Here is a 23,751-nt window from a genome sequence, read left to right as displayed (position 1 = left end):
CATGGAAATCGAAAATAATAATGCTACGCCTTCACTTTCTGGGGAGAGCACTCCCAACCTCTTGCAGGGTATAGGTGTATCGCCAGGCATTGTTATCGGCAGAGTTGTTGTTATAAAACGTCACACCTGTCGTGCCGGTCGATATCATCTGCCACCGGATCACATTCAAAAAGAAGTAGCACGGTTCCATCAGGCCGTTACCAGGGCAGAAGATGAATTGGTAAGATTAAGAGAAAATTTTGCCGATGATCTAGCCGATGCACTTTCCATTATTGATTCCCATATCTTAATGCTTAAAGACCGGATGATTTACGATCAGACTATCCGGTTCATTAAATCTAAAAATGTTAATGCGGAATGGGCTCTGGCCCAGTCATTAAACCACATTAAAAACAGGTTTGATAAAATCGCCGACCCTTATATTAAGGAAAGGTACGCAGATATCAAGCATGTAGCTGATAGGGTGTTCAGCATTCTTTTCGGCCATAAACCATATCAGCTTGTACAGGAAAACGAGCCGGTTATTGTCGTGGCCAATGATTTCTCTCCTGAAGATACCATGCAGCTGCATACCGAAAACATCCTTGGCTTTTTGTCGGAAAAGGGTGGCGTTACCTCCCATACCGCTATTGTAGCCCGTTCGTTGAATATTCCAGCCGTTATTGGACTGACCCATATTACAGGATCTATAGCCACCGGGGATACCATTATTCTTGACGGTGGCCTTGGTCAGGTGATCATTAAACCTGACTCGGAACAGGTGCAGGTATATAGACGTAAGGCCCTGCAGAGCGAGGTGATCGCTGATGAACTGGCACCCTATGTCCATCTTTCTTCGGAAACTTTTGACGGCTATAGTGTTCGCCTGAGTGCGAACATTGAAATGATCGAAGAATTGCAAACGGTGCATAGGTATGGCTGCAAAGGAATAGGCTTGTTTCGTAGTGAATTTGATTTTTTTCATCAGCAGCCTCAACCCGATGAAAATGCACTGTTGGCAACATATCGACAACTACTTGACTCCATGTCGCCACATCCGGTGACAGTGAGAACGCTAGACGTAGGAGGGGACAAATTTTTAGATCACCTTCCTGATCATTCGTCCCAGCTCGATCCTGAAAGGAATCCGGCTTTAGGCCTACGTTCAATTCGTTTTTCTCTGCATGAAATCAAACTGTTTACCATGCAGTTACGGGCGTTGTTGAAGGCCTCGGCTTATGGACGGCTACGTATTTTATTCCCTCTTGTATCCTCCCTGCCTGAATTACATCAGGCAAAGGCTATTTTACGAAAGGTCTCCTCAGATTTAGACAAGGAAGGGGTGGTTTACGGCTCTGATATTGAATTGGGAGTTATGGTGGAAGTGCCAAGTGCTGTCATTTTGGCAGATGTTTTTTCAAAAGAAGTAGATTTCCTTGCCATTGGTACAAATGACCTTATCCAATATTCTTTGGCAATAGATCGAAGTAATCAACATGTGGCCCATATGTATGATCCCTTTCATCCTGCCGTGTTGAGAATGATAAAGCAAACAATTGATGCCGGCCATGCCCAAGGAATCTCCGTTTCTGTATGTGGGGAAATGGCTGGAGATGTTATCTGTGCTGTCGTTTTATTGGGACTGGGGATTGATGAGCTGTCCATGCGGCCTGCTGTCATCCCGCACATAAAAAGATTGCTTCGCCATTTTCATTATGAGCAACTGCAGCAATTAGGAGAAGATGTCTTGCGCTGTGTAGACGGACAGCAGACAAAAAATTTTATCAAGGCCTATTTAGCCCAACATTATCCATACCAGTGTAACAACTATTGAAAGAACGAGACATTATACAACATATAACCAATTTGGCTCCAAGCAAGGGTGAAGGGGTAGTGCAGGGAATCGGTGATGACTGTGCTGTGATTGAAAAAGATGACAACACCGTATGGCTGTTGACCATGGATACCCTGGTGGAGACGGTTCATTTTGATCGTAAGTGGCACCCCCCTGAACTGCTCGGCCGAAAATCGATTTCAGTCAATGTCAGTGACGTTGCCGCAATGGGTGGAAAACCCTTGTTTGTGCTGCTTTCAGCAAGCTTACCCCAATCATTTGATCAGAAGTGGTTTTCAGCGTTTTCCGAGGGCATTGCTCAAGGCTGCCGGGATTATGGTTGCATCCTGATTGGTGGCGACACTGTATGCAGTCCGGAAGGATATAGTTTTACTGTCACTGTTATCGGAGAAACAGCAAAAGAAAATGTGCTGTATAGAAGTAGTGCATCACCCGGTGACGAAATTTGGGTGAGCGGCTGGTTGGGCCATGCTGCTGCCGGCCTGGAGATTTTTTCCCGTGGAATAGATAGCAATGCTCAGGAGTTTGAGCCCCTGCTCAATGCGCACCTTAACCCAGAGGCTCGAACCCAACTGGGCCTGGAACTCGGCAGATGCGGACTGGTTAGTTCCATGATGGATCTTTCCGATGGTATGGCAACGGATCTCGCTCATTTATGTCAGCGCTCAAAAGTGAAAGGTGAAATTTATGCTGACCGGTTACCCTTGTCAGCATTGCTGGTAAGGGCTACTGATATTCTTGGTTTATCACCCACGATGCTTGCGTTGAACGGCGGAGAAGATTACGAGTTGCTGTTTACAGCTCCCCCTGGTGCCGCTTTTACTGTGGAACAGATAGGTCAGGCTTGCGGTCTTGATTTGTATAGGGTGGGGCATATCTGCGAAGGTTCGGGCGTCGTGCTGCTCACTCCTGATGACCAGAACAATATCAGAGAACAGAGGATTGCCTATGGGGGGTTCGATCATTTTGGAGCGGATAAAAAGCGGCATGGAAATACGAAGTAAAGCCGCTGTCTTTTTGCTGGTGCCCCTTTGATTATTTTTTCGTCTTTTTCCTAACCCATGCTATACTCAGCTTAGACGATATCTGTAAGGTACGCATTCCTTCTGCCAATTTTTAGCCCGAATTTCTCATGAGCATTTTGTTGTTTCCAACAAAAAACAGTAATTTCGGAGCTATGCTATTATAATCAACCAGCTGTAAAATTAACAAAATGCTCACCAAAGGTCAGTCCATGCGATACCATCTTCTTCAGTATTTTGGTAGTACAAGGTAAGTGTAGACTCCGATAGCCTACTATGATTGACTACCAAAAACGTTGAACCCGGCACCGCCTGAATTGATGAGAAATCCAGGTTAGGACCTGCTGGAGTGATTCTCCTGTTTTGGGATGGTACATTAACGGGTATCTTGAATAATTATCATTTAGCCGGATTTTTCGGGGGCTTGCGATTAATTTTTATTATGCTTGAAATTTTATCCTCGGAGGTCAGCGAACACTCCGATAGCAAGTATATGCCTTGTGGTAAAATTTATCGCATGCCTCGGAGTCATGGCTCCTCTGACCTCGAACTAAATTGCTAATCATTTAAGATACCCAATGCTGTTGATGGGACGTCTTCATGTTTTTTATTAATAAAATTACTTTTTCTCTGCTGCTGCTTTCCTCCACTATCATTATTGGTGCTCTTGGATTCAGTTTTATCGATAAATACCCATTTATTGACGCCCTTTATATGTCGGTGATCACCATTACCACGGTTGGTTTTGGTGAAATCTACCCGCTTTCTGAATGGGGACGTTTATTTACCGTTGTTTTTATATTGCTTGGTTTTGTTGTCCTGGGTTTTGTGGGCCATTCGATTGTAGAGTCACTTTTGGAAAAGGTGTGGAGTGGGAATGTTTTGGAGAAGAGAATGAAAAAGCAAGTTGCATCGTTAACCGGCCACCATATAATTTGTGGCTTTGGTAGAGTAGGCGAAGTCGCTTCTGAGCATCTGGAAGAAGCTGGTGCTGATTTTGTTGTTATAGATGCTGCTTCCGGCACACACGAAAAATGTCAGCAAAAAGGGGTGATTTCGGTTGAAGGCGATGCAACGCGTGAGTCTGTCTTGCTGGAGGCAGGCATAAAAAAAGCCAGCGGTCTTCTTGCATTGGTTGATTCTGACCCCTTAAATTTGTTCATTGTCCTCACTGCGCGAGAACTTAACCCCACTCTACACATCATCGCCCGTTCAGAGGAAAAGCAGACAGAAAAGAAAATCCTGCGTGCCGGAGCAGATTCGATAATTTCTCCTTTTGATTCAGCAGGTCGTCAGATAGCGGGTGACTTGCTTACAGCTACCGGAAAAGTTAGGGATGGCTTGGTGCAGCGAGCAAGAAAAACTACATCTCTCCCTGAGTGGGTTGTTGTTGGGGCGGAGTCGGATATTATTGGAAAGTCGATCCATGAAGTTGAGATTTTACTAGCGTGTGAGGTCCTGGGTCTGCGAAATAACACTTCAGATCTGTTGCAGCCGGCAGAGGATATCGTCGTCAAGCAAGATGATCAATTGTTTGTAGTGTCGAACGGGGAAAGTGATAAATGCCTCGCAGTAAATGGGGTGTCACCGAGAAAGATTGTCATCGTTGATGACAATCCTGTGATAATACGATTGTTCACCAGGTTGTTTCAAAAGGAAGGGTATCATCCTTTTTCCGCAACAAATGGTGAGGAGGGCTTTGAGCTTATTTTACAAGAAAATCCAAGTGTCGCTGTTATTGACTACATGCTTCCAGGTATTTCAGGGCTTGATATCTGTAGAAAATTGAGGGCAATTAACTTTGGCGATCAGTTGAAATTGATTGTTTTTACAGCAGAAAACAACGGGGATCTTCGTCGGCAATGTCTCGAGGCTGGGGCAGATGCCGTTATCGTGAAGAGTTCTGAGGCGCAGGAGATAATCAAGACAGTGAGGCAAATGGCGAGGTAAAAGCTGAAAAAATATCAGTAGTTGAAAAGTGAGTAGCTGGGGAAGCAACAAGGGGGATCATGGTTTGATGGTCTCCCTTGTTTACTTTATAGACGAGGACTCACTGCCGACAAGGAGTTCCTGCAGGTAGGTAACTATACTTGGAAACAGAGACAAAAAAACCAGTCTGACAATTTGTAATATTATGAATGGCATAATGCCTTCGTAGCTATGCATCATAAAATGGGCTACCGGTGCAATTCCCTTAAAGTAGAACAGTGTATATCCAGGTAAAGGGGGCAAGAAGAAGGTGAGCAGATTCAACCACATGAAAAGAGAGAACTAATCAGAATTCTAATGAACAATATGATGTTAAAGTCAAGTTAGTTTTTATTGGAGAAAACGTCCATCGGGGCGCTAGGCGAGCAAAGACCAATTGCTCTGCAGGTCTCGCAATCCAGCAGGGATTGCGCTCGTTACTGCAGGTATAAGATTCAGGCGAGTAACCAATAACTTGAGAGTCTTTGCTTTCTATTGATGCGACGCGCATCAATATCAAATTTTTCGAGTGTAGCTGTATCAGCTCCATTTGCCGGCAAACCAAACGCAAGTTCAATGGGTAGCATTGCCATTAAGAATTGTTTACTTGAAAAGTCTCCTTAAGGGACGGGAAGGTAAATTACCTTAACTCCAGCGTTGGAATTGGGTGACGGGGGGCTGTTTTTTAAATCTTCTATTGGTATAACCAATTGTGCAGCACTGAAAGTAGGAGCAACCAAGAAATGGCTTGATAAATAAAAATGTCGTGATATTAGTATGGTGGTAGGTATGACGGTGTTCTCTGGATACTGGATTTCCTGGTTGTTTTCTTGTGATTGGTATTACCGGTTATTTGTACGGATTAATCCAATTTTAAAGGTATCTGCGCAGGGAAATCGTTAATCAATCGGCAGAGTTTAGCGGAAAAGTTTCAGGATGTGAAATGAAAGGCTCTGATACTTGCTGCGGCATGGGGGAAAGTTTTAATATTCAATATTATACCATCTAGTGCAGTATAGGTTTATAAAAAGATATGCAACGAAGAACTATATAAAATCGGCAATTTAACGCGAACTGCAACTGTTCATCAGTGCTCCGAATGTTGACAAGTTGATCGATTTAGCAGATTAGCCCCGACTTCGATACACCTGTATGCCGGGCGGGCAGATCGTGGAGAGTTGGAGTGTTGCTGAGCAGTTACAAAAAAGAAAAGCTATTGCCTAAACAGGGTCCAATATGGTAGCAACCGGCTGCCTTGCATGGATGATGAAGATATCCGATATGTTGTTTCAGCAGGGTGATTGTATATCTGTTAAGCATTTTGTTGAACTGTATGCGGAAACAATTTTCTGAGGAATGTATGAATTTACGCCCGATTAAACCCAAAAGAATTTCTGATCAGGTTTTTGAGCAGATACGAGAACTTATATATCGTGGCGAATTAAAGCCTGGCGAGCAATTGCTTCCAGAACGGGAGCTTGCAAGTAGTCTTGAGGTCAGCAGAACGACAGTACGTAACGCCATTAATAAATTGGTTACTTTAGGTTTGCTGGAACATAGGCAGGGGCAGGGCACTTTTGTGACGATTCCCAATGGGAACCAGGGGAACCCACTGGCTACTATACTTGCCGTTGATGATGTTACGATTCATGATCTGCTCGAAGTGAGGCTCGGCCTGGAGTGTAATGCCGCCAGGATGGCGGCATCCCGTGCGATGCCGCAGGATATCCTTAATTTGGCAAAAGCTAATAAGGAAATGGCGGAAACCGTGGAAACGGGGGCTCTTGGTAATGAGGCCGATGCAGCCTTTCATATGGCAATCAGCTTTGCTACGAAAAATCCGGTACAGATTCACTTGATGAGGAATTTTTACGACCTCCTTTTTTTGGGGATCAAAAAGAATTTAAGCCATCTGTGGGATGACCCTGAGAATATTGATATTGTTCTGGCTGCCCATTCTAAAATTTACGAGGCGATTGCCAACAAGCAACCCGATGCAGCTGAGGCTGCGATGCGCGAACACATCGAATATGTACAGGAGTGGTTTCGTAAGCGGTGGTAGATTCACTCTAGCCGGCTCTTCTCATGAACATTTTGTAAAATGGGAAAATATTATTTTGCAGCAACTGGTTGGATTTAAAAAGAAAAGATGACTATTTTTTAAAATGTTCACCAAAGGTCAGTCCTGGCGGCGCCATCTTCTCCAGTCTTTTGGCTGTAAGCACAGGCAGCTATCGGATTTTACGCGTATCAGGAGCCTACGCACCTATCCACAACCAAATATTTTGTAACTGACGCTGCATGAACTGGTGAGAAATGCGGTCTAGCTATTTTAAAAATTGCTCATTCGCTTGATTTCTTGGTTTCGCCCAGAGTTTAATCTTCGGCATATCGGAATGCTGGAATATTAATTATATGCCTGTGGTGAAATTTTGGATGCGCCTCGAGTTTGAACGTATTTGCTCATTTTTCAAGACACCCTCTAGCTGAATCGACGGGGGGCCTCTTTTTCAATGGATATGCGACATTGTCATATTATTTTTTGTATAATTTGAAAATTTAGCTTTTTTATTTTCAACTGTTTATATTATAAGAGGTTATAATTATTACTACAGCTGGAAAACAACGAATGAAAAGCTTTACAGCTCCGACGCTACTTCCCGAAAAGCGACGCCATACAAGGGTTATTTTCACCCGGACTGTCAGGATGTCTGTCAATGATAGTGTTGTGGGGGAGTTCCCTGCTCGGAATCTCAGTATGGGAGGGCTCTTCATCGGCGATGCAGCATTGGCGGATGTTGTAGAAGAGGAATGCCAGCTTGAACTCCGAGAAAAGGGAGAGCATTCAAGCCTTATTCTGAAATTTTCAGCTAAAGTGGTCCGTGTTGAACCTGCTGGTATTGCAGTAGAATTTACCGATATGGAAGATGACAGTTTTATGTTTCTTCAAACCATGGTACTGTATGCCTCAGATGATCCCATTGGGATTGCCAAAGATTTCCTCGAAGATTTTTCCCTCATTTCAAATATCGAAAAGACCGATTCTGCAAGTGGATAGAAAATAACGGGCCGCACAAATAGAGTGCATGAATTTTCTTTTCCTGTATCCTAGTTTCCCTAGTTTGTATTTTCCAGTAGAACTCAATGACGACATTTTGCCATGAATGCTGAAACAACAAAATTATCGACTCTTGTGGGTAGCTTTTTAGGAGCCATTGGCGATGGGTCTATTTATTTCTTACGGGACCTTGGCAGGATGGGTATCTTCCTTTTTTTCTCCCTTATTAGTATATTTAAGCGTCCTTTTAGAAGCCAGGAGTTGATTAAGCAGCTCCATTTTATAGGGACAGGGTCTTTGACCGTTATATTTTTTACCGCATTATCTTCAGGTATGGTTCTTGGGCTTCAAGGGGTCTACTCGCTGAGCAAGTTCGGCGCAGAAGGTATGTTGGGCTCTGCAGTGTCTTTGACTTTAGTTATGGAGCTTGGCCCTGTTTTGACAGCGTTGATGGTCACCGGTCGGGCAGGATCAGCCATGTGTGCTGAGATTGGCATTATGCGAATATCAGAGCAAATCGACGCCCTGGAATGTATGGCTATTGACCCTTTTCGTTATTTAATTTCGCCTAAGGTGCTGGCTACAATTATTGCTGTGCCGTTATTAACAGCTTTTTTTGATGTTGTTGGTATATTTGGTGGATATCTTGCCGGGGTGAAGCTTATGGGCGTGAATGCTGGTGCCTACTTTGCCAGCATGGAACAAAGTGTCACCAATCATGACATTCGGCTCGGTGTTGTGAAGTCTTTTGTTTTTGCATTACTGATTGTCTGGATATGCGCTGGTAGAGGGTACTTTGTTCAACAGATTCGAGGTGCCGGTTTTGGCGCAGAAAGTGTGAGTAAAGTGACTACCCAGGCTGTGGTGGTCGCGTCCATCTCAATTCTAGTTTTTGATTACCTGCTGACTGCAATACTGATCTGATATACGATTTATGGAAAAGAACCAGAACCCCCAAGAATATGCCATTCGATTTGTAGACGTAGTGAAATCATTTGGTACCCGCGACAGTAAGCACGTTGTTCTGGACCATGTCGATTTTTCCATTCCAAAGGGGCAGACAACCGTTATTGCAGGTGGCAGCGGTCAAGGGAAAAGTGTTATCCTTAAATTGATATTGGGGTTGCTGCAGCCTGACAGTGGTGCCATCTATATTGGCAACAAAGACGTGAGTAACATGGGGTACAAGGCTCTGCAGGATTTGAGAATGTCGTTTGGTGTCCTCTTTCAGGGCTCGGCACTTTTTGATTCTTTATCTGTCTTTGAAAATATAGCCTTGCCGCTGCGCGAACGAACTCAGCTTGATGAATCTGCTATCAGGGTAAAGGTGGCCCAGACGCTCAAACAACTTGAATTGGAAGGACATGACCAGAAATTTCCTGCACAGTTAAGCGGTGGTATGAAGAAAAGAGTTGGCTTGGCCAGGGCATTGCAGCTCGAACCGGAAATTGTCCTTTACGACGAGCCGACTACCGGACTTGATCCGGTGATGACCAGAGAAATTTATGATCTTTTTACCAGTGTACAAAATCGGCTGGGCTACACTGCTGTAATTGTGAGCCATGATATTCCGCAGGTCTTTGATCTGGCAGACCGAATTATCCTCTTGAATAAAGGGCAGCTTGATGTCTTTGGGCATGTGGATGAAATTATTTCTTCGAAAAAGCCATATATAGCTGAATTTGCTGAAAAAACTCTTGGGCTTGCCCGTGAAACTGAAATTAAAGGTGAGTAGAATGCGGTATTCCCGTTTCGACGTGTTGGTAGGTGTTTTCCTTATTGCCGGTTTTAGTGCATTTGGTTGGCTTGCGTTGCAACTCGGCGAGGTCCCATGGCTTACAGGGGTAAAACGATATGATATCCAAGCAGAATTTCATAATATTTCGGGTATAAAGACCGGCGCAGACGTCCAGATTTCAGGGGTGAATGTGGGCTTGGTAAAGGAGCTCGAACTCAGTGAAGACGGATTAGCCGTGGTGACTATGCAACTTGACAACAGTGTTCAGTTACCAATAGATTCCATTGTATCTGTTAAATCACAGGGAATTATCGGCGATAAATTTCTGCAGATTTCCTTGGGTGGTGATGATGAGTTATATGGGCCCGGTGATTTGATTGTTGACACGGAATCCTCGGTTGATCTTGAATCCCTCATTTCGAAATTTGCATTTGGACAGGTTAAATAGTGGGTTATGGTTTACCGGAACTTAATAATCTATCGTATAGTTATCCTGTTTTTTTTGTTATTGATAACTGCGCCGACGTTGAGTGCTGAAGAAGTTGACTTCCTTGATGATGACTTCTACCTGGATGAACTGGAAAGCGCGGCTGTTAATGATCCTATAGAGCCGTTTAACAGGCTTATTTTTGATTTTAATGATTCTGCATACATGTACCTGTTGAAACCGTTGGCCACGGGATACAGTACAGTGGTCCCTACCGACATACGGGGTTGTGTCTGGAATTTTTTCCGAAATTTGGAAGAACCGCTTCGTTTCGTGAATTGTATTTTGCAGGGGCGTTTTGAGGAGTCCATGTGGGTGTTATCTCGTTTTGCGATTAATTCTGTTGCTGGAGTTTTTGGACTTGGTAATCCAGCTACAAGAGAATTCGGGATACCCATGATTGAAGCTTCTCTTGGCGAAACACTCGCAACCTGGGGAGTTGGTGATGGCTTTTACCTGGTTGTTCCTCTCTATGGTTCATCGACCTTAAGAGATATCACAGGGACAGTAGTAGATGCTATGACAATGTCTCCCTATTATTTCTGGTCGGATGATTATCTTACTCTTGCGGCTATTTATGCTGGAAAAGAGACAAATAAGCTCTCGCTGTACTTGAATGTGTATGATGATTTGAAAAAGTTAAGTTTTGACCCTTATGTAGCTTTGCGGAATAGTTATTTTCAAAATCGAAAAAAAATAAGAGACCATACTGATTTTCAAGTAGAATTTTAAGCTCTAAGGATATAACTCCATGGATTATTTTCGAAGTATACCATTCCAAAGGCAAGAGCGACGGCGCAGCACATGGACGGCTTTGTATCTTCTTGTTCTGTTGGCAGCACTTCTGGTACCTGGCTCAAAAGTATGCGCCTCCGCTCCAGATCCTACCGAACAATTGAAACCCTTTATTGAAAAGGTAATCGCTATTCTACAGGACGAGGAGCTTAGAGAAGGGGCGAGGTGTACCCTGTGTCAAAGGGTTATCGATGTTGCAAGAGAGCGATTTGATTTTCAGGAAATGTCTAAGCGAGTTCTGGGAAAACACTGGAAGCAAATTTCAAGTGAGCAGCAAGCCGAGTTTGAAGAATTATTCACCCGTCTTTTGGAGCACGCATATATTGGGAAAATAGAAGAATATGCCGGCCAGGAAATTGAATACAAAAAACAACGAATCCGCGGGGAGCGAGCTGAAGTGCAGACGTTGCTTATAGATTCAGGTAAAAGCATCCCTGTGTCGTATATTATGTTACTGCGGAAAGACCAATGGATGGCTTATGATGTCGTGGTTGAAGGGGTTAGTCTGGTTCGCAACTATAAGGAACAATTCGACCAAATCATAAGTGCGGATGGCTACGAGTATCTAGTTGGGGAGATTGAAAAAAAAATAACGGCTATAGAAAAAGAGACTACAGGCGAAGAGTAGGAGCCGTGTTGTAACTAGAAAAACGTGACAGGCTTCTTCATCTTTTTCAGCCTCTCATAGGGGACGCCTTGCAACCCGAATAAAGAGATATTTCATTGCAGGGGAACATCTCAAATCACCTACCCTTATTTTTCGTTGGCTTTCTTCTTCATTTTTGTGTATATAAAGCAGCTTTGACGAAAATTACCACTGTTACCACGGGGTAGTGTATCATGCGCCTTCGATTTACCGAGATTTCACCCCATGGAAATCAGGTTGAACTATTTGAAGTTACTGGCTTAGAGCAGGCAGAGATCGTTTCCATAGAGGGTGAGAGCCGTTTTACTTTTACCCTTAAGAGGAAAAGTGAAACCCAGGTTGAGATGAGCGGAATCTTGCTTGTTACACCTGTTATCAACTGTGATCGATGCCTGGTGCCATTTGCCTATCCTATAAACACCTCTTTTCATATTTTATTTGAAACAGGTGGCACTGAGAACTGGCAGCTTAAAGAAGTCGAATGTACTTCCAGTGAGATGGATATAATTTTTTTGGATGAACCCATCATAGATTGCGATGAGGTCTTTCGTCAGCAAATCCTACTGGCATTGCCCCAAAAGAAGCTTTGTTCCCCAGGATGCAAAGGCATCTGTAGCCGGTGTGGTGAGAATTTGAATATCACTGTTTGTGATTGCGAAAATACTCCTACCAATTCACCGTTTGCAGTGCTTTCACGTTTAAAAAAAAATGATTGATTGTTTTCAGCACCTGTTGTCAAGACGTGTGCTGAAAGCGTTGAGTATAAATAAGGAGAATAAAAAATGGCCTTACCTAAAAGAAGACATTCCCGATCACGCACCAGGCAAAGACGCGCTCATGATTCATTGAATCAACCAAGTGTGAGCAAATGTCCAGAGTGCGGTGAACCCAAAATGCTCCATCAGCTTTGTGGTGGGTGCGGTGTTTATAAAGGAAAAAATATCATCCAGTTAGAGGATGAACTTAACTAGGCGGCAACTGTGCGAATAGCCCTCGATGCCATGGGTGGGGACCATGGACCGGAAATGCTTATTCAAGGTGCTATTGCAGCCGTTGAAGAGCAGAAGGATCTCGTAGTTATCTTAGTTGGTCCTGATTCCCTCCATGGTCAACTCGCCGGCGCTGTAACAGGTAAGCCTGGAGATATAGCCGATCGGCTGAAGATTCAACATGCTCCCGAGGTCGTCGGGATGGATGAATCTCCAGTTGACGCCGTGCGAAAGAAAAAAAACTCCACTGTTATGGTGGGTTTTGATCTGATTAAATCTGGAAATGCAGACGCTGTCGTGTCCGCTGGGAACTCTGGGGCGACTTTAGCCGCAGGTGTGCGTAAACTGGGTCGTCTTTCCGGTGTGTCAAGACCTGGTATTGCCAGCTTTTTCCCCACATTGCAACGTCCTGTTATGTTGATGGATATTGGTGCTAATGTGGATTGTCGCCCACAGCACCTGTATCAATTTGCTGTCATGGCTTCATCTTGTTCCAGTCTTTTACTTAATATTAGAGACCCTCGGATTGGTTTACTCAGTATCGGTGAAGAAACCGGAAAAGGCAACGCGCTTGTCAAAGAGACATATGACCTCCTTAAGCACGGCCCCATGAACTTCGTTGGTAATGTTGAAGGGCGGGATGTCTATAAAGGTGATGTCGATGTAATTGTCTGTGATGGGTTTGTCGGCAATATTTCACTGAAAATAAGTGAAGGGCTGGCCGAAGCCGCTATGCAGATGTTGAAAAAAGAAATTATGAAAACCTGGCGAGCCAAAATCGGATACCTGCTTATTCGCAAGGCCTTTGCTGATTTTCGCAAACAGGTCGATTATGCTGAATATGGTGGTGCACCTTTGCTTGGTATAAACGGGACGGGTATAATTTGTCATGGGACATCCAATGCCACTGCTATCCGTAACGCCATAAAAGTTGCATCAGACATGGTCTGCAATAAGGTAAACAATGTTATTGTACAGGCGCTTCGGCAATAATAAGGCCTTCTCGAGGCAAAAGAATGAGTAAAGCTTTGATATTAGGGACAGGTTCATGCCTGCCTCAAAAAACGTTAACCAATGCCGAACTTGAGCAGATAGTTGACACCTCTGATCAATGGATTACCAGTAGGACAGGGATAAAAACCAGGCGGATCTCCGGCGAAGGTGAAGAGAACTTTCGACTGGCTACTCTCGCTGGGCAACGCGCTTTGGAAATGGCGGGTTTGTCACCTCTTGCGTTGGACATGATCATTGTGGCAACCCTTTCTCCGCATAAAATAATGCCTTCTACAGCCTGTTTTGTGCAGGCTGAACTTGGGGCCACCAACGCCTTTGCCTATGATATCAATGCGGCCTGCACAGGTTTTACCTACGGTCTTGATCTGGCAAGTAAATATATTCAAAGCCAACCTGAGATGAAGGTGTTGGTTATAGGATCAGAAACTCTTTCAACCAGAGTTGACTGGAAGGATAGAAACACCTGTGTGCTTTTTGGCGATGGTGCCGGCGCGGCAGTACTTGGCGGGAGTGAAGACGGCCGAGGTGTTTTAGGGAGTAAGCTCCATTCAGACGGCCGACTCTGGAACCTGTTGCATATGGATGGACCGGAGAGTCAAAATCCTGAATTACAGGGGAGTGATTGGGAAGGCGCCCTCATACGCATGAACGGCAGTGATATCTTCAAACAGGCCGTTCGCGCCATGGACGATGTCGTTGTAGAATTATTAGAACAACAGCAGCTGACAATTGAGGATATTGACTTGGTGATACCGCACCAGGCAAATATCAGGATTTTGAACAAATTGCAGCAGCGACTGAACATTCCCGATGATAAATTATTTATCAATGTAGATAAATACGGCAATACTTCTGCCGCCAGTATCCCAATAGCTCTGGATGAAGCCAATAAGCAAGGAAGGGTCAAAGAAAACGACCTTGTTCTGCTTTGTACTTTTGGTGCCGGTTTAACCTGGGCATCGTTACTTATGCGTTGGTAAAAACACCAAGGAGAGACTCGTGGAGTATTTTTTAACTGAAGAACAACAGATGATCGTTGATACCGCCAGGGAAATTACCAACGAGAAGATCATCCCCGTTCGAGCCGAACTTGATGAGAAAAATGAATTTCCCCGCGAAATTTTGAAGGATATTGCCAAGGCTGATCTTTTCAGTATTTTTGTTCCTGAAGAATACGGCGGGTTTGGTGGGGGCTGTTTTGATATAGCCCTGGCCTTGGAAGAATTGGCACGGGGTTGTGTCGGCGTTGCAACTAGCTTTGCCGCAAGTGCCCTTGGTATTTATCCTGTTCTTATTGCAGGTAGTGAAGAGCTGAAGCAGAAATATTTGCCATCCATTGCAACTGGAGAAAAATTTGCTGCTTTTGGATTAACGGAAGCAAACGCAGGCAGTGATGCCTCTGGAATCCAGACAACTGCTGTCCTGGATGGCGATGAATGGGTCCTCAATGGCACTAAGCAATGGATAACCAACGGTGGAGAGGCGCAGATTTACACCATTATAGCCTTGACTGATCCCCAAAAAGGCGCTCGGGGAGCTTCTATTTTTGTCGTGGAAGACGGCGATCCTGGTTTTTCTTATGGTAAAAAAGAAGATAAGATGGGTATCCGTTCTTCATCCACGAGGGAACTTATTTTAAAAGATTGCCGGATTCCCAAAGAACGAATGGTAGGAAGAAAAGGTACAGGCTTTATAACTGTCATGAAGACGCTGGATATTTCTCGACCAGGTATTGCAGCTCTTGGAGTAGGACTCGCTCAGGGTGCATTGGATGAGGCTGTTATCTATGCCAAACAGCGTGTTCAGTTCGGTAAACCTATTGTTTCTTTCCAGGCTGTTCAACATATTCTTGCGGACATGGCTATCCAACTCGAAGCTGCACGTGCTTTGGTGTACTCTGCAGCACGCCATATTGCTAATAATCCAAAAAATATGTCCAAAGCCTCTTCAATGTGCAAGGTTTTCGCTACAGATATGGCAATGAAGGTCACAACGGATGCTGTTCAAGTACTCGGAGGTTATGGGTATATGAAAGAGTATCCTGTCGAAAAAATGATGCGTGATGCCAAAATTTTGCAAATCTATGAAGGTACAAACCAGATTCAGCGTAATGTGGTAGGCCAGGAACTCAACAAAGAATATTCATAATAGCTGAGCCCATGCATATAGTAGTGTGTATCAAACAGGTACCGGATGCCAAAGATGTCCGCCTTGACCCGGAAACAAATACATTGGCTAGAGAAGGTGTGGAATCGATCATGAATCCATATGATCGGCATGCCCTTGAAGAAGCCGTTGCTTTGAAAGAAGAACACGGCGGCACTGTAACCGTTATTACAATGGGGCCGCCGCAGGCAGAAGAAGTGTTGCGTGAGTCAATCGCCTGCGGGGCTGACCAGGCTTTACTTGTGTCGGACCGTGCGTTTGCCGGCGCTGATACGTGGGCAACTTCTTATACCTTGGCAAAGGCAATACAAACCTTAGGCAAAGTCGATTTAACCTTATGTGGCAAGCAAGCCATTGATGGTGATACCGCACAGGTCGGTCCCGGCATTGCCTGCAGGCTTGGTGTGCCTTTTGTCACTTGCGTTCAAAAAACGCGACAATCCTCCACGGAGTCGATAATCGTTGAGCGTATGATGGATGATGGGTTCGATGTTGTACAGGTGCCGTTTCCTGCACTGTTGACTGTGGTAAAAGATATTAATGAACCTCGTGTTGCGTCTTTGAAAGGGAAAATGAAGGCCAAAAAGGCAACGATTCCTACTCTTTCAGCTGCAGATATTCAAGCAGAGCCGCAAAATTTAGGACTCACTGGTTCACCCACTCAGGTAGTCCGCGTTTTTTCGCCTGAAGCGCGAGGCGATCGTACCGTGTTCACTGGAACTGTAGAAGAACAAGTTGATCAGCTGGTACGACAACTGAAGGACCACTTTTAGTAAAAGATATAACCACACCTCTGTTTTTATATATATTACGATACGAGAACATGCTTAAGATAGACTGTGACAAATGTATTGTTTGCGGAATTTGCGAAGCTAGCTGCCCTTTCAGTGCGATTCATGTAGAAGATGATTGCGTTGTCGTCGACGATAACTGCACCCTTTGCGGGGCGTGCGTTGATAATTGCGAAGTGGAAGCGCTATCAATAGAAGTTGCTGATAAAAAAGTACAGGATGATTTCGCGGACTGGGCAGGGGTTATGGTTTTTGGAGAATGCCGCCACGGGGCCATTGCCCCTGTAACCTATGAACTTCTTGGCGTAGGCAGAAAACTTGCCGACACCAGAGGGGTTGCCTTGAGTGTTGTTCTTCTTGGTAAGAATGTGGCCGAAAATAGCGATAGGCTCATTGCTGCAGGTGCTGATTATGTCTATCTTGCAGAGCATGATGACCTTGAGCAATTTCGTGAAGATGTATACGGATATGTTCTGGAAGATATTATCCGTCAAAAGAAACCTGAGATTGTCCTTGCCGGAGCCACTGCTATTGGTCGCTCTGTTATTCCTTTTGTGGCGACCTTGATTGATGCCGGATTGACTGCTGATTGCACTCGGTTGGAAATTCGCGAAAGCGACGGGATGTTGCTGCAAACCCGGCCTGCATTTGGCGGTAATATAATGGCCACTATTGTATGCCCTGATACCCGACCACAGATGGCTACGGTGAGACCCAAGGTAATGGCTGCCCTTGAACCTGATAGCAGTCGGGTCGGGGTCATTGAATCCATTGAGGTTCAACCCAATGCTGTTTCGTCCAAAATAGAAATCTTAGAAACCGTGGTGAGTGACCAAGACCAGGTGAATATACAAGAGGTCGAGACGTTGGTTGCCGGTGGGCGTGGACTTGATTCTGCAAAAGGGTTCGAGCTTATTCGGGAACTGGCAGATGAACTCGGAGCAGCTGTAGCAGCCAGCCGCGCTGCAGTAGATTCCGGCTGGATTCCTTATCCTCATCAGGTGGGACAAACCGGAAAAACAGTTAACCCAAAATTGTATATAGCCTGTGGTATTTCAGGTGCTGTCCAGCATGCCGTAGGCATGCAGTCTTCTGATATTGTTGTTGCCATCAACCGAGATGCAAATGCGCCTATTTTTGATTTTGCTACCTACGGTATTGTTGGGGATCTTTACGATGTCATACCTGCTCTTATTAAAAGAATTCAGGAGGTAAAAAGTGAGTCTTGAAGGGAAAGTAGCACTTATTACTGGTGGTAGCAGGGGGATTGGCAGGGCAGTCTGTACTCAACTCGCCTCGTTAGGCGTTTTGGTGGGCGTTAACTATGTGTCCAATCCAGCGGCTGCCGAGCAGACTTTAGAACAGGTAAAAACTGTGGGCGGGCAGGGCTTCACTTGCCAGTTTAATGTGGCAGACACTGAGGCCGTTCAGAAAAATATAAAAGCTATTATTGATCAATACGGAAGTATTGATATTTTAGTTAATAACGCCGGCATTACAAGAGATGGATTAATGGCACGTATGAAAGAATCCCATTGGGATGATGTGCTTGATACTAATCTTAAAGGTGCCTTTAATTGCAGTAAGGCTGCAATGCGTCCCATGATGAAGAAAAAGTGGGGGCGAATCATTAATATTAGTTCGGTTATTGGTTTTCTTGGTAATGGAGGTCAGGTCAACTATGGCGCAGCTAAAGCTGGGCTTGTTGGTTTTACTAAATCCATGGCCAGGGAACTTGCCGGTCGCAATATCACTGTTAATTGCGTGGCACCCGGATACATTGTTACCGACATGACTGAAGAACTTGACCAGGAAGTACAGGATGCAATTAAAATGCAAATCCCTTTGGGCCGCCTTGGTTCCCCTGAAGATGTGGCTGCTTCTGTAGCCTTTTTCGTTTCTCCAGGTGGTGATTATCTCACAGGTCAGACTCTTCACGTTAATGGCGGCATGTATATGGGGAATTAGTGACTCTTCAGTATTGACACTGCTGAAACAGTTGCTATCTGTTTTACATTCAGAAATTAAATTTATATTTAGGAGAATACAATGGCAGTTGAAGCAAAAATGATTGATATCATCGTAGAGCAGTTGAGTGTAGATAAAGAAAAGGTGGTTCCTGGAGCCTCTTTTGTGGATGATCTTGGTGCAGATTCTCTTGATCTGGTTGAACTTATTATGGCTATGGAAGAAGAATTTGATGTTGAGATTCCTGATGAGGAAGCTGAAAAAATTGCAACTGTGCAAAACGCTATCGATTTTGTAGCAAAAATTCAATAGTAAGTAAGGATAAGTTTGTGAAAAGAAGGGTCGTTGTTACAGGTATCGGATTAGTCACTCCTCTTGGTACAGGAACTGAGAAGACATGGGAAAGTCTCGTTAATGGCCGCGGTGGTATAGGGCCGATTACTCGATTTGACGCTACCGGTCATGCTTCGCAGATTGCAGCGGAAGTAACTGATTTTAAGACGGAAGACTGGTTTGAAAAAAAACAATCCAAAAATTTGGATCTGTTTGTACAATATGCAATTGCTGCTGCTGAATTGGCCTGGCAAAACAGCGGCCTTTCCATTACCGATGAAAATAGAGAGCGGGTTGGAGTCATTACCGGATGCGGTATGGGCGGTTTGCCGACTATTGAAGAGTATCATCAAATCATGGTCGAGAGAGGACCCCGCAAAATAACCCCGTTTTTTATTCCTCGTGTAATTCCAAATATGCCTTCCGGCCATATTTCCATGCGTCTAGGTTCGAAAGGACCGAATCTCACCCAGACAACAGCTTGTGCTGCAGGCACCCATGCTGTTGGAGAGGCATTTCGTCATATCGCCTACGGAGATTGCGACATAGCTGTAACAGGCGGTACTGAATCCGTTATCTGTCCACTTGCCGTAGGTGGATTTAGTGCTATGAAGGCCCTCTCTACGCGTAATGATGATCCTGAATCAGCATCAAGGCCTTTTGACAAAGACAGAGATGGTTTTATCATTTCCGAGGGGTCGGGAATGATTATTCTCGAAGAGTTGGAATCAGCCAAAAAACGCGGAGCGAAAATATACGCGGAGGTCATAGGGTACGGACAGACCAGTGACGCTTATCATATTGCTGCCCCGCCCGAGGATGGAGAAGGTGGTGCCCGATGTATGGCAGCTGCCCTACGTGATGCGAAGCTGAACCCAGAGGATGTTGATTACATTAATGCTCATGGGACCTCAACCCCGCTTAATGACAAGTGTGAGACCCAGGCTATTAAGACTGTTTTTAAAGAGCATGCACACAAGTTAGCTGTAAGTTCAACAAAGTCTATGACCGGGCATATGCTTGGAGCCGCCGGAGGAATCGAGTCAGCATTTACTGCTCTTACCTTGGATACGGGTATAATTCCGCCAACGGTTAATTTGCATAACCCCTCGCCGGAATGCGACCTCGATTACGTTCCATTGACTGCCAGAGAAGCCAACCCTATGGTTGCTATTTCAAATTCTTTTGGGTTTGGCGGAACAAATGGTGTGGTTGTTATGAAAAAGTTCTCATCGTAATTATCCCGGAGACTGATGTGAATATTATTATTGGTTGTGACCACGGTGGATTTGAACTGAAACAGGAAATCATGTCCTTCCTCCTGGAGCATGACCACCAGGTAATGGATGCAGGGTGTTACTCTACAGAATCTGTGGATTATCCGGATTTCGCTTCTGAGGTATGCCGTGCAATAGATACGCAAACAACAGATAAAGGCATACTTATATGCGGGACCGGCATTGGCATGTCTATTGCCGCAAACCGCTATCCAGGTATTCGCGCCGCACTCTGCATGGAACCTTTTTCCGCACGTATGAGCCGAGAACATAACGATGCAAATGTCTTGTGCCTTGGTGGTCGCCTGACCGGAGTGTCACTGGCTACCGCTATTGTCGATACCTGGCTGAATACAGAGTTTAGCGGCGGTCGTCACCAACGGCGTATAGATATGCTTGAATAGTAGCTCTTTTTACGATTTTATCGAGTCGCCATAGACTTTTATAACCGGTATGCTTGTAACGAGCTGCCGGTTTTTTTTTACCTATACTTACATTTCTTTTGAGGATGCCATGAAATGTCCTTACTGCAGTCATCTCGAAAATCGAGTGATTGACTCTCGGGTGAACAAAGATAAAACTATTATACGTAGGCGTCGTGCGTGTTCATCGTGTCAACAACGATTCACAACCTACGAGCGAATTGAATTGATGCTGCCCATGTTGATCAAAAAAGATGGTCGGCGAGAGCCGTGGGATCGTGGTAAAATTATAGCAGGGCTCGAAAAAGCATGTGAGAAACTTCCTGTAAGCATGACTGATATTGATGCTTTTGTTGATGCTATTGAGCTACGACTTCAAGATGCCGGAGGGAAGGAAATTTCGACTACTCAAGTAGGAGAGTGGGTGATGGAGGCGCTTCCCTCTCTAGATGAGGTTGCCTATGTACGCTTTGCTTCTGTTTATCGGCAATTTAAGGATGTTAACGAGTTTATGGATGAATTAAAGATTTTCCTCGGTAATGCAAAGGACAAATAATTATTTATGGCTAAGCTACTCACAGCTACTCTCGCAATCTTCCGTCGGTCGCTTACCTCCACGGGCGGTCTCGATCTCCATTATCGATAGGCTGACGGAGTCGTCGCTTACCTTGCTAATAAACACTCCTGTTCATATATGAGACACTTGTGAGCAGGTACAGATTTCAGGGATTATACATCAAGGACTTAGCACTCCAGTGAGTTACATTTATGGTAGGTTTCAAAAAGGAAGATTATGGAAAATTTTGATATTCATTTCATGAAGTTGGCAATACAAGAAGCCGAAAAAGGCATAGGGCGAACTTCTCCCAACCCTGCTGTTGGTGCTGTGATTGTGCATGATGGCGACATAATCGGAAAAGGATATCACAAAAAAGCAGGCACACCTCATGCCGAAATTAATGCTCTTGCCGATGCAAACAAGAACACTGCCCAGGCAACAATGTACGTTACGCTTGAACCATGCAATCATACTGGGCGTACCCCGCCATGTACTGAGGCAATTTTGAGGAGCGGGATTGAACGCGTTGTTATCGGTATGAAGGATCCTAACCCGCATGTTGCCGGTGATGGTATAACTCGTTTGCTTGAAAATGGAATCAAAGTAGAGTGCGGAATATTAGAAAAAGAATGCAAATTGTTAAATCTGCCCTTTCTTAAGCATGTCTCCACTGGTCTGCCATGGGTTGTCATGAAGGCAGGGGTTAGCCTAGACGGGCGAATATCCTATCAAGTGGGCAGCGGGGGGGCAATCACCGGCGCCAAGGCATTTGAAATGGTGCATAGGTTGCGAGATAGGTTTGATGCTATTCTTGTTGGTGTTGATACGGCTTTAATTGACAATCCTAGTCTTACTACTCGAATGAGTGATGACAGCGGGCATGATCCGTTAAGAGTAGTGCTTGATTCCAGACTGAGACTTTCAGCCGACGCACAAATGTTGCGGCAACAATCCCAGGCAGAGACATGGGTTTACTGCTGTGAGGGTGCGGAAGAAAAAAAACAGAAGGCGCTTGAAAAAAATGGGGCTAAGGTCCATAGAGTCGGAGGCCACGAGGCGCACCAGTTAGATATTAAAGAGGTTCTGTCACATTTAAGCAAAGCAGGCATAACCTCAGTTTTGGTCGAAGGCGGAAGCCGTATTCACGGTGCTTTCCTTGATGCTGATGCAGTTGACGAAGTATATCTCTTTTATGCGCCCTTTTTTATCGGTGATGCCGGTACGCCGCTCGTCAAAGGATACACATCCTTTACAAAAAGGGAAGATAACTTTTTTGTTGAGCATTCAGCGCAAGTTATTGGTACGGACATACTCTTTCATGGAATTAGGCGCTATCCCTGGTAGGTGAGGCGGGCACCATTGCCTTTAAGGCATCAAGTTTTGACTCTAGAGCATGAATGTCATCAAAGGTAATGGAGAGGTTGCAACTGTCTTTTTCAAAGGATGCACTGTGCTGAAGCTGAAAATGTTCTGGGAGTTGCAGTTGATGAATGCGTAATTGAAATGCCTTCTCTGCCTTAAAAAGTTCCGGTGAACATTGATGTTGGAGAAAGTCGAGGAGTTGATTTCCCTGTTGGGGGATGTTTTTTGCGTCCGTAATATTCTGTTGATCACAGGTTGAAAGGACTCGTTCAATGGAGCATTGTCTCCTTTTCGATAATTCAATCACCATCTGTACAAAATTATGCTGTTTTGACCCGCCAAAATGGTATTTGTCAATGAGGCTCACCAGAAGATGCTGGTCTACTTGGCTAAGCTTGTTCAACTTTTTTCCTGTTTTGAGGGTGAGCTTTCCCTTATGAATACTAATCATTGCTGTTTTTTCCAGTTGGAGTAGAGAAAGCAGCTCGTTGAACTGGTGTTTATTGGGCTTATATCCCATTATCTGCAGCAGAGGGAGTGTTTCGTGGTCAGCCAGGTGCTGCTGCGTCTGCTGGAGAAGGAGGGCATCTTCGATGGGGCTGACATTATTATCCAGGTGTTTATGCTGGGCTATATATTGATACAATTCACCAAGCTCGGTCTGGCGAGAGAGGACGAGACACGGAACCAATAGAATGTTGAATGTTATCGCTGCCTGTAATCTTTTGAAACCCGATAAAAGGTTAAATATCCCACCACCGCCTTCAGTCTCAGCAACAAGCAGGGGCTGCATGATGCCGAAATTTTCAATACTTGCAAGTAATGTGTCGTCGAGTGCGGTGTGTGCATGTATCAGGTGAAAAAAATCATTATGGGTGGAGATGATGTCGGGTTCCAGTAAACGAAACGAAGGAGCATGCTTCACGGTGTCTGCCAATAAGTAAGGGGTGGGGTAAAAGATAAAGGGGCATCAACACATGATGCCCCTTTTGTTCATGCTAAAGGAAGGAACTCTTATGCCGAATTTATGCGGGTGCGTAAAATACCGGAAGGCTTAAAAGTGACAACACGACGAGCGTCAAGAATCAGTTCATTCCCAGTCTGAGGATTTCTTCCTCGTCTTGATTTTTTGTCCTTGATATTAAATTTTCCGAATCCGCTTAACAAGAGATCCTGCCCGTTGATAAGGGACGATTTAGACAAGGTTAAAAAGGTTTCTACAGATGCAGTTGATTGAGATTTTGTCAACGTTGGGTGTGTTTTATACACTTGTTGAACTAAATCGGCCTTGGTCAAGGTCATTTTTCACCTCCAAATGAAGC

General features: G+C 44.7%; 25 protein-coding genes. 23 read left to right on the top strand and 2 right to left on the bottom strand.

What is annotated here, in order from left to right:
- The first annotated feature begins 1 nt into the window (after window position 1).
- The 23 genes from ptsP (at window position 2) to ribD (ending at window position 22,411) form a co-directional block, all read left to right on the top strand.
- Entirely contained in the window at window positions 2-1,813 is a 1,812-nt protein-coding gene (gene ptsP, locus JWH17_RS16010) for a phosphoenolpyruvate--protein phosphotransferase (RefSeq protein WP_205223643.1), read from the top strand.
- Window positions 1,810-2,838, top strand: coding sequence for a thiamine-phosphate kinase (gene thiL, locus JWH17_RS16005; protein WP_205223642.1), 1,029 nt, complete (start codon window positions 1,810-1,812; stop codon window positions 2,836-2,838). The genes ptsP and thiL overlap by 4 nt, the downstream gene beginning before the upstream one ends.
- 618 nt (window positions 2,839-3,456) lie before the next feature.
- Window positions 3,457-4,806 carry an NAD-binding protein gene (locus JWH17_RS16000; protein WP_205223641.1) on the top strand — a complete coding sequence of 450 codons (1,350 nt, stop codon included), beginning with the start codon at window positions 3,457-3,459 and terminating at the stop codon, window positions 4,804-4,806.
- Between the two features lie 1,378 nt (window positions 4,807-6,184).
- A complete protein-coding gene (locus JWH17_RS15995; RefSeq protein WP_205223640.1) occupies window positions 6,185-6,886 on the top strand; it encodes a FadR/GntR family transcriptional regulator in 702 nt (233 codons plus the stop codon).
- 567 nt (window positions 6,887-7,453) lie between these two features.
- On the top strand, window positions 7,454-7,882 hold the full coding sequence (locus JWH17_RS15990; protein ID WP_205223639.1) for a PilZ domain-containing protein: 429 nt from the start codon (window positions 7,454-7,456) through the stop codon (window positions 7,880-7,882).
- Between the two features lie 102 nt (window positions 7,883-7,984).
- Window positions 7,985-8,806 (top strand): MlaE family ABC transporter permease, encoded by an 822-nt coding sequence (locus tag JWH17_RS15985; protein ID WP_205223638.1) that lies wholly within the window; start codon window positions 7,985-7,987, stop codon window positions 8,804-8,806.
- Between the two features lie 10 nt (window positions 8,807-8,816).
- Window positions 8,817-9,617 carry an ABC transporter ATP-binding protein gene (locus JWH17_RS15980; RefSeq protein ID WP_205223637.1) on the top strand — a complete coding sequence of 267 codons (801 nt, stop codon included), beginning with the start codon at window positions 8,817-8,819 and terminating at the stop codon, window positions 9,615-9,617.
- Window position 9,618: 1 nt separating this feature from the next.
- The gene (gene mlaD, locus JWH17_RS15975) at window positions 9,619-10,068 is read left to right on the top strand and encodes an outer membrane lipid asymmetry maintenance protein MlaD (protein ID WP_205223636.1); all 450 of its coding nucleotides are present in this window, start codon (window positions 9,619-9,621) and stop codon (window positions 10,066-10,068) included.
- 6 nt (window positions 10,069-10,074) lie between these two features.
- Window positions 10,075-10,839, top strand: coding sequence for an MlaA family lipoprotein (locus tag JWH17_RS15970; protein ID WP_205223635.1), 765 nt, complete (start codon window positions 10,075-10,077; stop codon window positions 10,837-10,839).
- Window positions 10,840-10,858: 19 nt separating this feature from the next.
- The gene (locus JWH17_RS15965; protein WP_205223634.1) at window positions 10,859-11,530 is read left to right on the top strand and encodes an MlaC/ttg2D family ABC transporter substrate-binding protein; all 672 of its coding nucleotides are present in this window, start codon (window positions 10,859-10,861) and stop codon (window positions 11,528-11,530) included.
- A gap of 212 nt (window positions 11,531-11,742) precedes the next feature.
- A complete protein-coding gene (locus JWH17_RS15960; RefSeq protein ID WP_205223633.1) occupies window positions 11,743-12,264 on the top strand; it encodes a YceD family protein in 522 nt (173 codons plus the stop codon).
- A gap of 66 nt (window positions 12,265-12,330) precedes the next feature.
- Complete coding sequence (gene rpmF / locus JWH17_RS15955) at window positions 12,331-12,519, top strand: 50S ribosomal protein L32 (RefSeq protein ID WP_205223632.1); 189 nt, start codon at window positions 12,331-12,333, stop codon at window positions 12,517-12,519.
- 9 nt (window positions 12,520-12,528) lie between these two features.
- Window positions 12,529-13,530, top strand: coding sequence for a phosphate acyltransferase PlsX (plsX, locus tag JWH17_RS15950; RefSeq protein ID WP_205223631.1), 1,002 nt, complete (start codon window positions 12,529-12,531; stop codon window positions 13,528-13,530).
- Between the two features lie 23 nt (window positions 13,531-13,553).
- Complete coding sequence (locus tag JWH17_RS15945; protein ID WP_205223630.1) at window positions 13,554-14,531, top strand: beta-ketoacyl-ACP synthase III; 978 nt, start codon at window positions 13,554-13,556, stop codon at window positions 14,529-14,531.
- A gap of 19 nt (window positions 14,532-14,550) precedes the next feature.
- Window positions 14,551-15,699, top strand: a complete 1,149-nt coding sequence (locus JWH17_RS24395) for an acyl-CoA dehydrogenase family protein (RefSeq protein WP_332468421.1) — start codon at window positions 14,551-14,553, stop codon at window positions 15,697-15,699.
- An 11-nt stretch (window positions 15,700-15,710) separates the two neighbouring features.
- Entirely contained in the window at window positions 15,711-16,490 is a 780-nt protein-coding gene (locus tag JWH17_RS15935; RefSeq protein WP_205223629.1) for an electron transfer flavoprotein subunit beta/FixA family protein, read from the top strand.
- 50 nt (window positions 16,491-16,540) lie between these two features.
- Window positions 16,541-17,737, top strand: a complete 1,197-nt coding sequence (locus JWH17_RS15930; RefSeq protein ID WP_205223628.1) for an FAD-binding protein — start codon at window positions 16,541-16,543, stop codon at window positions 17,735-17,737.
- The gene (gene fabG / locus JWH17_RS15925; protein WP_205223627.1) at window positions 17,727-18,476 is read left to right on the top strand and encodes a 3-oxoacyl-ACP reductase FabG; all 750 of its coding nucleotides are present in this window, start codon (window positions 17,727-17,729) and stop codon (window positions 18,474-18,476) included. Before JWH17_RS15930 ends, fabG begins: the two co-directional genes overlap by 11 nt.
- A gap of 81 nt (window positions 18,477-18,557) precedes the next feature.
- Complete coding sequence (gene acpP, locus JWH17_RS15920; RefSeq protein ID WP_205223626.1) at window positions 18,558-18,788, top strand: acyl carrier protein; 231 nt, start codon at window positions 18,558-18,560, stop codon at window positions 18,786-18,788.
- Between the two features lie 17 nt (window positions 18,789-18,805).
- Window positions 18,806-20,047, top strand: a complete 1,242-nt coding sequence (fabF, locus tag JWH17_RS15915; protein ID WP_205223625.1) for a beta-ketoacyl-ACP synthase II — start codon at window positions 18,806-18,808, stop codon at window positions 20,045-20,047.
- Window positions 20,048-20,064: 17 nt separating this feature from the next.
- A complete protein-coding gene (rpiB, locus tag JWH17_RS15910) occupies window positions 20,065-20,490 on the top strand; it encodes a ribose 5-phosphate isomerase B (RefSeq protein WP_205223624.1) in 426 nt (141 codons plus the stop codon).
- A 109-nt stretch (window positions 20,491-20,599) separates the two neighbouring features.
- Window positions 20,600-21,064: a transcriptional regulator NrdR gene (nrdR, locus tag JWH17_RS15905; RefSeq protein ID WP_205223623.1), complete on the top strand. Its 465-nt coding sequence runs from the start codon at window positions 20,600-20,602 to the stop codon at window positions 21,062-21,064.
- A gap of 237 nt (window positions 21,065-21,301) precedes the next feature.
- A complete protein-coding gene (ribD, locus tag JWH17_RS15900; RefSeq protein ID WP_205223622.1) occupies window positions 21,302-22,411 on the top strand; it encodes a bifunctional diaminohydroxyphosphoribosylaminopyrimidine deaminase/5-amino-6-(5-phosphoribosylamino)uracil reductase RibD in 1,110 nt (369 codons plus the stop codon).
- On the opposite strand, the gene JWH17_RS15895 is transcribed toward ribD, so the two are convergent.
- Both JWH17_RS15895 and JWH17_RS15890 read right to left on the bottom strand, forming a co-directional pair.
- A complete protein-coding gene (locus JWH17_RS15895; RefSeq protein ID WP_205223621.1) occupies window positions 22,392-23,354 on the bottom strand; it encodes a ParB N-terminal domain-containing protein in 963 nt (320 codons plus the stop codon). The genes ribD and JWH17_RS15895 overlap by 20 nt on opposite strands.
- 89 nt (window positions 23,355-23,443) lie before the next feature.
- Window positions 23,444-23,731 carry an integration host factor subunit alpha gene (locus JWH17_RS15890; RefSeq protein WP_205223620.1) on the bottom strand — a complete coding sequence of 96 codons (288 nt, stop codon included), beginning with the start codon at window positions 23,729-23,731 and terminating at the stop codon, window positions 23,444-23,446.
- Between the last annotated feature and the right edge of the window lie 20 nt (window positions 23,732-23,751).

Origin of the sequence: Desulfogranum marinum, from assembly GCF_016918565.1 — a bacterium.
Taxonomy (GTDB): Bacteria; Desulfobacterota; Desulfobulbia; order Desulfobulbales; family Desulfobulbaceae; genus Desulfogranum; species Desulfogranum marinum.
This window is presented reverse-complemented; position numbering and strand designations above follow the sequence as displayed.

Excerpts from the sequence above, each read along its gene's own strand:
- ptsP (WP_205223643.1), top strand. The coding sequence starts at position 2 with ATGGAAATCGAAAATAATAATGCTACGCCTTCACTTTCTGGGGAGAGC.
- JWH17_RS16000 (WP_205223641.1), top strand. The coding sequence starts at position 3,457 with ATGTTTTTTATTAATAAAATTACTTTTTCTCTGCTGCTGCTTTCCTCC.
- JWH17_RS15995 (WP_205223640.1), top strand. The coding sequence starts at position 6,185 with ATGAATTTACGCCCGATTAAACCCAAAAGAATTTCTGATCAGGTTTTT.
- JWH17_RS15990 (WP_205223639.1), top strand. The coding sequence starts at position 7,454 with ATGAAAAGCTTTACAGCTCCGACGCTACTTCCCGAAAAGCGACGCCAT.
- JWH17_RS15985 (WP_205223638.1), top strand. The coding sequence starts at position 7,985 with ATGAATGCTGAAACAACAAAATTATCGACTCTTGTGGGTAGCTTTTTA.
- JWH17_RS15980 (WP_205223637.1), top strand. The coding sequence starts at position 8,817 with ATGGAAAAGAACCAGAACCCCCAAGAATATGCCATTCGATTTGTAGAC.
- mlaD (WP_205223636.1), top strand. The coding sequence starts at position 9,619 with ATGCGGTATTCCCGTTTCGACGTGTTGGTAGGTGTTTTCCTTATTGCC.
- JWH17_RS15970 (WP_205223635.1), top strand. The coding sequence starts at position 10,075 with ATGGTTTACCGGAACTTAATAATCTATCGTATAGTTATCCTGTTTTTT.
- JWH17_RS15965 (WP_205223634.1), top strand. The coding sequence starts at position 10,859 with ATGGATTATTTTCGAAGTATACCATTCCAAAGGCAAGAGCGACGGCGC.
- JWH17_RS15960 (WP_205223633.1), top strand. The coding sequence starts at position 11,743 with ATGCGCCTTCGATTTACCGAGATTTCACCCCATGGAAATCAGGTTGAA.
- rpmF (WP_205223632.1), top strand. The coding sequence starts at position 12,331 with ATGGCCTTACCTAAAAGAAGACATTCCCGATCACGCACCAGGCAAAGA.
- JWH17_RS15945 (WP_205223630.1), top strand. The coding sequence starts at position 13,554 with ATGAGTAAAGCTTTGATATTAGGGACAGGTTCATGCCTGCCTCAAAAA.
- JWH17_RS15935 (WP_205223629.1), top strand. The coding sequence starts at position 15,711 with ATGCATATAGTAGTGTGTATCAAACAGGTACCGGATGCCAAAGATGTC.
- JWH17_RS15930 (WP_205223628.1), top strand. The coding sequence starts at position 16,541 with ATGCTTAAGATAGACTGTGACAAATGTATTGTTTGCGGAATTTGCGAA.
- acpP (WP_205223626.1), top strand. The coding sequence starts at position 18,558 with ATGGCAGTTGAAGCAAAAATGATTGATATCATCGTAGAGCAGTTGAGT.
- nrdR (WP_205223623.1), top strand. The coding sequence starts at position 20,600 with ATGAAATGTCCTTACTGCAGTCATCTCGAAAATCGAGTGATTGACTCT.
- ribD (WP_205223622.1), top strand. The coding sequence starts at position 21,302 with ATGGAAAATTTTGATATTCATTTCATGAAGTTGGCAATACAAGAAGCC.
- JWH17_RS15890 (WP_205223620.1), bottom strand. The coding sequence starts at position 23,731 with ATGACCTTGACCAAGGCCGATTTAGTTCAACAAGTGTATAAAACACAC.